Genomic DNA, 8,045 nt, shown 5'->3' on the forward strand with positions numbered 1-8,045 from the left:
GCGTGCTCGGCGACGAGTTCGACCAGCGGTGACAGGAACAGGGTGGTGCGGTCGCGCAGCGGAAAGGTGGCACGCAGCAGTTCGGGGGGCGTGATCGCCCAGCCGACGCGCAGGCCGGGCAGGCCGAAGGTCTTGGAGAAGGTGCCGTAGGTGACGGTCCGTTCGTAGCGGGTCGCGGGGTCGGGCAGCGGCTCCCAGCGGTGGGCGATCTCCGCCGTCGCCCCGTCCCACACCAGGACGGCGCCGACGGCCTCCACCCGGTCGAGGAGGGCGTCCAGCCCCCGCGGGCTCAGGGTCGTACCGCTCGGGTTGTGCGGGAAGTTGACGATGACGGCCGCCGTGCCGGGGGTGACGAGACCGGCCAGTGCGTCCGGGTCGATCTCGCCGTCGCGGACGCGGCCGGCCGGCAGGGGCACCACCCGGCACCCCCTCTCGCGCGGGAAGTACCCCAGTGAGTGGTAGATGCTCTCCTGCACCACCACGCGGTCGCCGGGGTGCAGCAGGGCGTCGAGCGTCAGGGCGATCGCCTCGCTGGAACCGTGCGTGACCAGGACCCGGTCGGCGTCACCGGCGCAGTACCGGTCCGCGATCGCCTGGCGGATGCCGGCTCCGCCCTCGGAGACGCTGTCGTCCATGAGGACGCCGTCCAGGTCCTCTACGCGCAGCGCGCACAGCTCCCTGGTCTCCGCGAAGGTGTACGGGTGGACTCCGCTGGAGCTGATGTCGAACCGGCAGTCGGTCAGGTGCCTGCGGTACCACTCCTCCAGGATCGGGGGGTCGTCCTGCCGGATGCGCAAGGGGGCCATGGCTGCGGGGGCTCTCTCTCGTCAGGAGGTGCGGGCGGTGCGGAGGTGTCCGGGGAGCGGGGTCGCCGTCGGGTCACACGGAGGGGCCGGCGGTCTTGCCGTCGCCGAGCCGGGTGCGCAGCGCGTCGGCCAGGTCGAGCCGTTCCCAGGAGAACTCGGGGCGGCCGAAGTGTCCGTAGGCGGCGGTCGGCTGGTAGGCGGCGGTGCGCAGGGACAGGCGCTCGATGACGGCTTCCACCCGCAGGTCCACCAGTTCCGTGAGGGCCGCGGCGATGTGGTCGTGGGCGACCGTGGCGGTGCCGAAGCACTCCACGTCGAGCCATACCGGCAGCGGACGGCCGATGGCGTAGCCCAGGCCGACGCGGCAGCGTCCGGCCAGGCCGGCGGCGACGACGTTGGCGGCCAGGTAGCGGGCGACGTACGCGCCGGAGCGGTCCACCTTGGTGGCGTCCTTGCCGGAGCAGCAGCCGCCGCCGTGCCGGACCAGGCCGCCGTAGGCGTCGACCATGAGCTTGCGCCCGGTGAGCCCGGCGTCGGCGGAGGTGCCGCCCACGACGAAGGTTCCGGCCGGGTTGACGTGGATGTCGACGGGTACGACGCCGCGGTCCTCCAGTGCCGGTGTCACGATCTTCCCGGCCACCAGGTCGGTCAGCTCGTCCAGTGAGAGGTCGGCCGGGTGCTGGGCGGAGACGACGACGATCGCCCGGTCGGCGCCGTCCTCGCGGGCCAGGTCCACCTGGACCTTGCCGTCCGGGCCGAGCGCCGGTACGCCCGCGGCGCCCGTGGCGCCGACCCGGCGGGCGATGTCGTGGGCGAGCACGCAGCTGAGCGGCAGCCGTTCGGGGGTCTCGTCGCAGGCGTACCCGTACACGATGCCGGAGTCGCCGGCGCCGCCGCGGTCGACTCCGTCGGCGATCTCGCGGGACTGGCGGTCCAGGAGCACCCGGACGGTCGAGGTGTCGGCGCTCAGGCCGTGCCGCCGCACGTCGTGATAGCCGATCTCGCGGAGCACGGAGCGGACCGTCGCGTCGACGTCCACGTCGGCGTTCGCGGTGATCTGGCCGGTGGCGACCACGTTGTCCCGGGTGACCAGGGTCTCGCAGTTGACCCGGGCGTGGGGGTCGATCGCCAGGAAGGCGTCGAGCACGGCGTCCGAGATCCGGTCCGCGACCTTGTCGGGGTGTCCGGCACACACCGATTCGGCGATCTGCGATCCGGACCGGAAGCTCAGGGGTGCGGCCATGAGGGCTCCTTGTGTCGATGCAGAAAGAGGCTCACTGGGAGGGAGAGGTGTGGCTGCGCCGGGTGCTCACCCGGTCCGGGTCAGCTCGGCGAGGACCGCTTCGCGCTGGGCCGTGGGACCGATGCTCATCCGGAGGCAGTCGGTCAGGCCGGGTGCGGCCAGATGGCGCACGAACACCCCTGACTGCGCGAGCCGTTTGGCGACGGCTCCGGCGGTCTCGGGGTCGGCGCACCGGAAGGTGACGAAGTTCGTCGTCCCGTCCAGCACGGTGTAGCCCAGCTCGGTGAGCCGCCGGCCGTAGTGCGCCCTGCCCTCGGCGGTGCGCCGGACGGTGTCGGCGAGATGGCCGGTGGCGTCGAGCGCGGCGAGCGCCGCCGCCTCGGCGACCCGGCCGACGACGTAGTGTTCGCCGCCGCGGCGCAGTGCGGCGAGCAGTTCCGGCTCTCCGACCGCGTAGCCGATCCGCAGCCCGGCCAGGGCGTGGGCCTTGGAGAAGGTGCGCAGCCAGAGCATGCGCCGGCCGGTCAGCTCGCCGGCCCCGATCCGGTCGGCGGGCGGCTGGTATTCGGTGTAGGCACCGTCGACCACCAGCAGGGTCCGCTCCGGCAGCCGGCCGGCCAGGTCCAGCAGGGCCGGCGCGCCCAGCGAACCGCCCGTCGGGTTGTCGGGGTCGGCGAGGTAGACGACGTCGGCGCCGGTGCCGTGGGCCCGCCGGATCAGTTCCTCGGTGTCCACGCAGGTGTTCCGGTACGGCACGAGGTGGACCGTCGCTCCGCGGGCGCGCGCGAAGTAGGCGAAGGTCGGGTAGGTGGCGTCGCTGGTCACGGCGGTGCGCCCCGGCCCGAGGAAGGCGCGGCCGATCACGCCGAGCAGTCCGTCGATGCCGGAGCCGATGTGCACGTGGTCCGCGGGGACGCCGAGCGCGTGCCCGAGCCGCCGGCGCAGCTCGTGGTGGTCGCAGTCGGGGTAGCGGTGGCACTCCCGGGCGGCGGCGCCGATGGCGCGGACCACGTCGGGGGCCGGTCCGAACTCGTTCTCGTTGGTGCTGAGCCGTTCTCGCGCCCGCAGGCCGGTGGCGCGTTCGGTCATCTCCAGGGAGGGGAACGGGTTGTCCCCCTCGCCGGTCACCGGCTCTCCTCCAGGGGGACCCCGTCGGGTGCGTCGGCCAGCCCCAGGCGCTCGGCGAGGTATTCGTTGTACCGCCGCATGGCGAGCATGCGCAGCACTCCGCCGGTGATGAGTTCCATGCTGGCGTCCGGTTCGGCCTCGACGATGGGCAGCACCACTCCGTCCAGCCACTCGGGGCCGTGTTCGGCGTCGCCCTCCATGTGGTTGAAGAAGAACTCGAACTCCTGCTGGGCGGTGAAGCCGTTGCGTTCCAGGCCCTTGACGACGGCCGCGTCGCGGTCCACGTCGAACAGCTCGGGCATGGCCAGGCTGCCCAGCGCCTTGAAGTAGTGGCGCCGGTTGCAGGCCAGCAGGAAGTACAGGTTGTGCCCGGCGTACGGCCGCCAGTCCTCCCAGGGCGGGACGGTGGGCAGTTCGAGGCCGAGCCGGCGCAGGCCGCGGGTGAACTGGAGGGTGTGCGCGGCGTCGGGCCGGCCTTCGCCGCACTCGTCCCACATGTGCTTGCTGATCTCGTGCTTCACGCCCTCCATGAAGTGGGGCTGGGCCAGCACGAGCGCGTCGTAGAAGCGGTAGTTGAGATAGCCGTCCGCCTGGATGAAGGCGGCCAGCTGCTCGATCGTGGCCTTTTCGGCCAGGTAGGTCTCCACCGCCCGGTCGAGGTCGTTGCGTTCCTTCGCCGCCGTCAGGAACCACTCGCGCACGAAGCCGGGGCGGCGGGCGTCGGCCTCGGACGGCAGCCGGTCGGCGATCTCCTTGATGTCCGCGGCGAGGACGTTCTCCTCGTAGTGGGAGCGGAACGCGTTGAACCAGGCGCTGCGTTCATGGCGGGCGGCCTGGCTCAGCGGGTGTCCCAGCAGCGTCTCGTAGACGGTGTAGGCGCTGCGGTGGACGTCGAGCAGGGCGTCGGCGTCCCCGTGGGACAGTCCCTCCTCCAGCCGCCGGGTGAGGTTGGCCAGCAGGTCGTCGTGGAGCGGGAGTCGCTCCACCGTCGTCTCGGGGCCGAGGAGGCACTGGTTCAGCCTGCGTTCCACCGATTCCGGCGGGGTCTCGTGCGCGCCGCGCAGCACTCCGTCCCGAGCCGGCATCCGCTCGAGGCTCAGATCCCTGCTCACTGGCCTGTCCTCCGTCGCTGTCGTTCCGTGTGATGACGCGATGCGCGAGGAAGCCGGGTCCGGCTCCTCACACGATCTCCGGGTCGGGGTACTCGATCGGTTCCTGTTGCCAGTTGACGGCGCGCAGGACGCGGACGCCGTTGGCGTCGACGGCGTGCCGCGGGTACGCGTCCGGCGAGTCGATCAGCGGGACGGTGTACTTGCCGGAGGCGTGCGGCAGGACGTATTCGGGGACGGCCGGGTTGGAGATGTGCCGTTTCAGCGCAGTCACGATCTCCACCCCGCGGCGCACGGGCACGCGGAAGGCGCTCGCCTCGGGGCTGTGCGGCATGAAGTGGTACAGGTAGCCGGCGTGGACGCCGCGCCGGTACAGGCCCATGCACAGGTCCCGCATGGTCGCGGTGCCGTCGTTGACGCCGCCGAGCAGCGGGACGTTGGCGAAGAGGATGGGTACCGCGCTCTGCAGCCGGCGTATCGCGTCGTCGAAGTCCGGGCTGAGTTCGCGGGGGTGGGTGATGTGCAGGCCCACCGCGGTCACCCCGTGCCGGGCGAGGACGGAGACGAGGCCGGAGTCGACGCGGTAGGGGTTGAACGTCAGGGACCGGGTGTGGATGCGCACGATCAGGTCGGGCCGTGCTGCGCGGGCCTCCGTCAGCACCTGGTCGATCTGGTCGTTGCTGTGCATGAGCGGTTCGCCGCCGCTGAGGATCATCTCCTCCACCTGCGGGTTGGCGCGCAGGAAGTCGAGCGTGGCCTGCCAGTGGCCGCGGTCGAAGGAGACCTTGGTGGAGTCGCGGTCCAGGGTGCGCAGCGCCTCGTAGCAGAACTGGCAGTAGGCGTGACACACGTTCGCGTAGCGGACGATCACCCGGTTGTCGTACTTGTGCTGGGCGATGGGGGTGACCATCTCGCTGGGCAGTTCCCAGTTCTCGGTCTTCCCGTCGTACTCGTAGGGGTCGTCCCCGTCGCCCGTCTCGTCGGTGCCGAGCGGGAAGACCTGCTTCCACAGCGGGTCGTCGGTCAGCGGGTTGCCCGTGTCGGGATCCGTCTCGACGAGGCTGAGGAAGTAGGGCGTGGCCTGGAACCGCTTGGTCTGGTTGTGCCGGTCGATGCGTTCCAGCGTCCGGTGGTCGCAGTTGGGGAAGTGGCCCTGCAACTGGGCCGACGTGCGTACGGCGTTGCGCTGTTGCCACTTCCAGTCCGTCCACGCCTGCCTCGCGGCGTCGGGGGACAGGGTTTCCACAGCCATTCCGATCCTTCGGGTTCAGAGGGCGGTGAGATCAGGGAGTCGGTGCCGGCGTGCTCAGGCCACGCGTACGGCCGAGGTGACCGGTGCCGCGACGATCAGCTCCCGGACGGCCTCGGCGGCCCGGGTGCGCAGTTCGGCCAGCGATTCCACGGAGTAGAAGGCGGCGTGCGGGGTGAGCAGCACCCGGGGGTGGTCGCGCAGCCAGTGCGGCAGCTCGGGTTCGCCCTCGACCACGTCGAGGGCGACGCGTCCGGGGCGGCCCACGGCCAGCGCCTGGCGCAGCGCGGAGACGTCGACCACGGCGCCGCGTGCCGTGTTGATCAGCAGCGAGCCGGGCTTCATCCGGTCCAGCTCGGCCGCGCCCAGCAGGTGGTGGGTGGTGGAGTCGAGCGGGACGTGGACGCTCACCACGTCGGCGTCCGTCAGCAGCGCGTCGAGGGAGTGCCTGCGTTCGATGCCGAGGGACTTTTCGACGCCGGGGTGGTTGTGCGGGTCGTAGAAGCAGACCCGTATGCCGAAGGCCCGCGCCCGTTGGGCGACGGCCAGGCCGATGCGGCCCAGTCCGACGATCCCCCAGGTCATGCCGCGCACGCGTGGGGCGTCGGTGATGGAGCGCCAGTCCCAGCCTCCGTCGCGGACGTGCGCCCGGAGGTCGGGGAGCCTGCGGACCTGGGCGAGGAAGAGGGCGAGGGTGTGGTCGGCGACTTCCTCGGTGCCGTAGTGGGGGATGTGGAACACGCTGGTGCCGGCGGCGCGCGCGGCCTCGACGGCGACGTGGTCGTAGCCGGTGCTGGCGCAGATGACGGCGCGGCATCGGGTGTTGCGGGCGAAGAAGGAGGCGTCGAGCGGGACGCGGTGCCAGAGGATCATGTAGTCGCACGCGGCCCGCGGCAGCCGGTCCCGCTCGTCGTCCGGCACGATGACCAGGCGGACCGTGCCGTGCGGGCCGACGACGCGTCCCTCGATGTCAGGGCTCTCGACGTAGCCGCCTCCTGGAGCGTCCACCACCCACACGACGGGTGCCGTGTCGTGGTCGTCTCCGGTGTCCTTGGGCACGTCAGGCGCCAGCTGAACCATCGCTCCCCTTTGAATAGGTGCGGATGAAATGCTGTTCCAGCAGGAGAAATAGAGAAGATGCCCGGAAAGCCTTCGAGGGCCGGATGCAGCCAGCCGTGATGCACACCCGCCGACCGTTTGAAATACCTACGAAATACGCTCGGTAACCACTCTGTTATATCAGCATGAAAACGGCCGCACAAGGATGCCGTCCACGCATTCCAGCCGTTTTCGAGGATGCCAGGCAGCATCCCCGAGGCGGAGGTGACTCAATCCTGACCGCGCTCCGCCCGGGCCAGCCAGAGTGAGAACCGGACAGGCGGACCGCGGGATTTCCGCAAGCGTCCGATGTACCGTATTGCACCGCCTTGCTCCATTATGACCCACCTCTACTCGGCCCAAGATGGCCGGAAGAAGCCGTTACCCTCCGGTTGGTATCCGTTCACGGTGGCCGGATCCCGAACCTCCGCATCACGCAATCGACCCTTCCGCATCCCGCGGCACCGGCGGAAGTTTTAAATTCTTTTCGACACGCGACCAGCACCGGCATTCGCGGGACCGGTTCGGCGTGCGGTTTCTCCGCACTACCGAATCCGGTCGTCAACTCGTTACCCTGGGATCCTGTCGCCGGGAAAAAATTTCGCGTCGCCGCGCGTCACCGGCCTTCCGGGATTTCTCCGCCACTCGACCGCCGCCGCAGACGGGCCCGGCGACCCGGCTCGTCGCTTCTCGGGCTCCCCCGGGCTTCCCCCCACCCGTGCTCAGATGAAAGAGGTGCGCTTACTTGCCAACCCGTGAGGACACTCGGCACGCCGATCACGCGACAGCCCCCTGGGGCGCTTCCGACAGCCGGCCGACGACAGCCGACGGGCGTGCGCGCGCCCTGTGCGGCAGAACGCGGGAACTGACCGCACTGGAACGCGTCCTCGACCGGGACGACCCCGGGGTGCCCCTCATCGATGTGCGGGGCGACCCCTGGATGGGCAAGTCCGCGCTGCTGGGCGCGCTGGGCGACCTCGCGCGCGAGCGGGGCTGGACGGTGGCCTGGGCCGCGGGCGGCTCGGTCCCCGAGGGGCTTGTGTTCGGCGTCTTCGCCGACGCCCTGGACGAGTTGCTGTCGTCCGCCGGCGACCAGACCGTGGCCTGGCTCTCGCCCCACCACCTGTCCTGGCTGGCCGGCATCTTCCCTGCCCTGTCGTGGCACGCCCCGGCCGTCGCGCTCCCCGCCAACCCGTCGGAGCACCACCATGTGCTGCACGCGGTCCGCAGCCTGCTCGGCCGTCTCGGCACCCGCAACCGCCTGTTGCTGATCCTCGACGACATGCACCTGGCCGACGAGGCGTCCGTGCTGCTTGTGCAGCACCTGCTGCGGCATCCCGCGCCGAACGTGGTGCTGGCCCTCGCGCACCGGCCCCGGCAGGACCCGCAGAGCCTGCGCATCCTGCTGGGGC

7 protein-coding genes are annotated in these 8,045 nt (G+C 71.0%); 1 reads left to right on the plus strand and 6 read right to left on the minus strand.

Translation table 11 applies throughout. The annotated features are described in order from the left end of the window. From CCN44_RS17885 to CCN44_RS17910, 6 genes are all read right to left on the minus strand, one after another. The coding region (locus tag CCN44_RS17885; protein WP_244203933.1) for an aminotransferase class I/II-fold pyridoxal phosphate-dependent enzyme at positions 1-806 on the minus strand (806 nt) is incomplete at its 3' end. 73 nt (positions 807-879) lie between these two features. Next, entirely contained in the window at positions 880-2,049 is a 1,170-nt protein-coding gene (gene metK, locus CCN44_RS17890) for a methionine adenosyltransferase (protein WP_059256093.1), read from the minus strand. A gap of 66 nt (positions 2,050-2,115) precedes the next feature. Beyond that, positions 2,116-3,177, minus strand: coding sequence for an aminotransferase class I/II-fold pyridoxal phosphate-dependent enzyme (locus tag CCN44_RS17895; RefSeq protein WP_086698219.1), 1,062 nt, complete (start codon positions 3,175-3,177; stop codon positions 2,116-2,118). Continuing rightward, a complete protein-coding gene (locus CCN44_RS17900; RefSeq protein WP_086698220.1) occupies positions 3,174-4,289 on the minus strand; it encodes an iron-containing redox enzyme family protein in 1,116 nt (371 codons plus the stop codon). The genes CCN44_RS17895 and CCN44_RS17900 overlap by 4 nt, the downstream gene beginning before the upstream one ends. Positions 4,290-4,356: 67 nt before the next feature. Further along, positions 4,357-5,538, minus strand: a complete 1,182-nt coding sequence (locus CCN44_RS17905; protein ID WP_063808678.1) for a KamA family radical SAM protein — start codon at positions 5,536-5,538, stop codon at positions 4,357-4,359. Between the two features lie 54 nt (positions 5,539-5,592). After that, a complete protein-coding gene (locus CCN44_RS17910) occupies positions 5,593-6,615 on the minus strand; it encodes a C-terminal binding protein (protein WP_059256085.1) in 1,023 nt (340 codons plus the stop codon). A 763-nt stretch (positions 6,616-7,378) separates the two neighbouring features. Here CCN44_RS17910 and CCN44_RS17915 point away from each other — a divergent pair. Then, the coding region (locus CCN44_RS17915) for an ATP-binding protein (RefSeq protein ID WP_143649836.1) at positions 7,379-8,045 on the plus strand (667 nt) is incomplete at its 3' end.

Source organism: Streptomyces tricolor (assembly GCF_002155905.1).
GTDB lineage: Bacteria > Actinomycetota > Actinomycetes > Streptomycetales > Streptomycetaceae > Streptomyces > Streptomyces tricolor.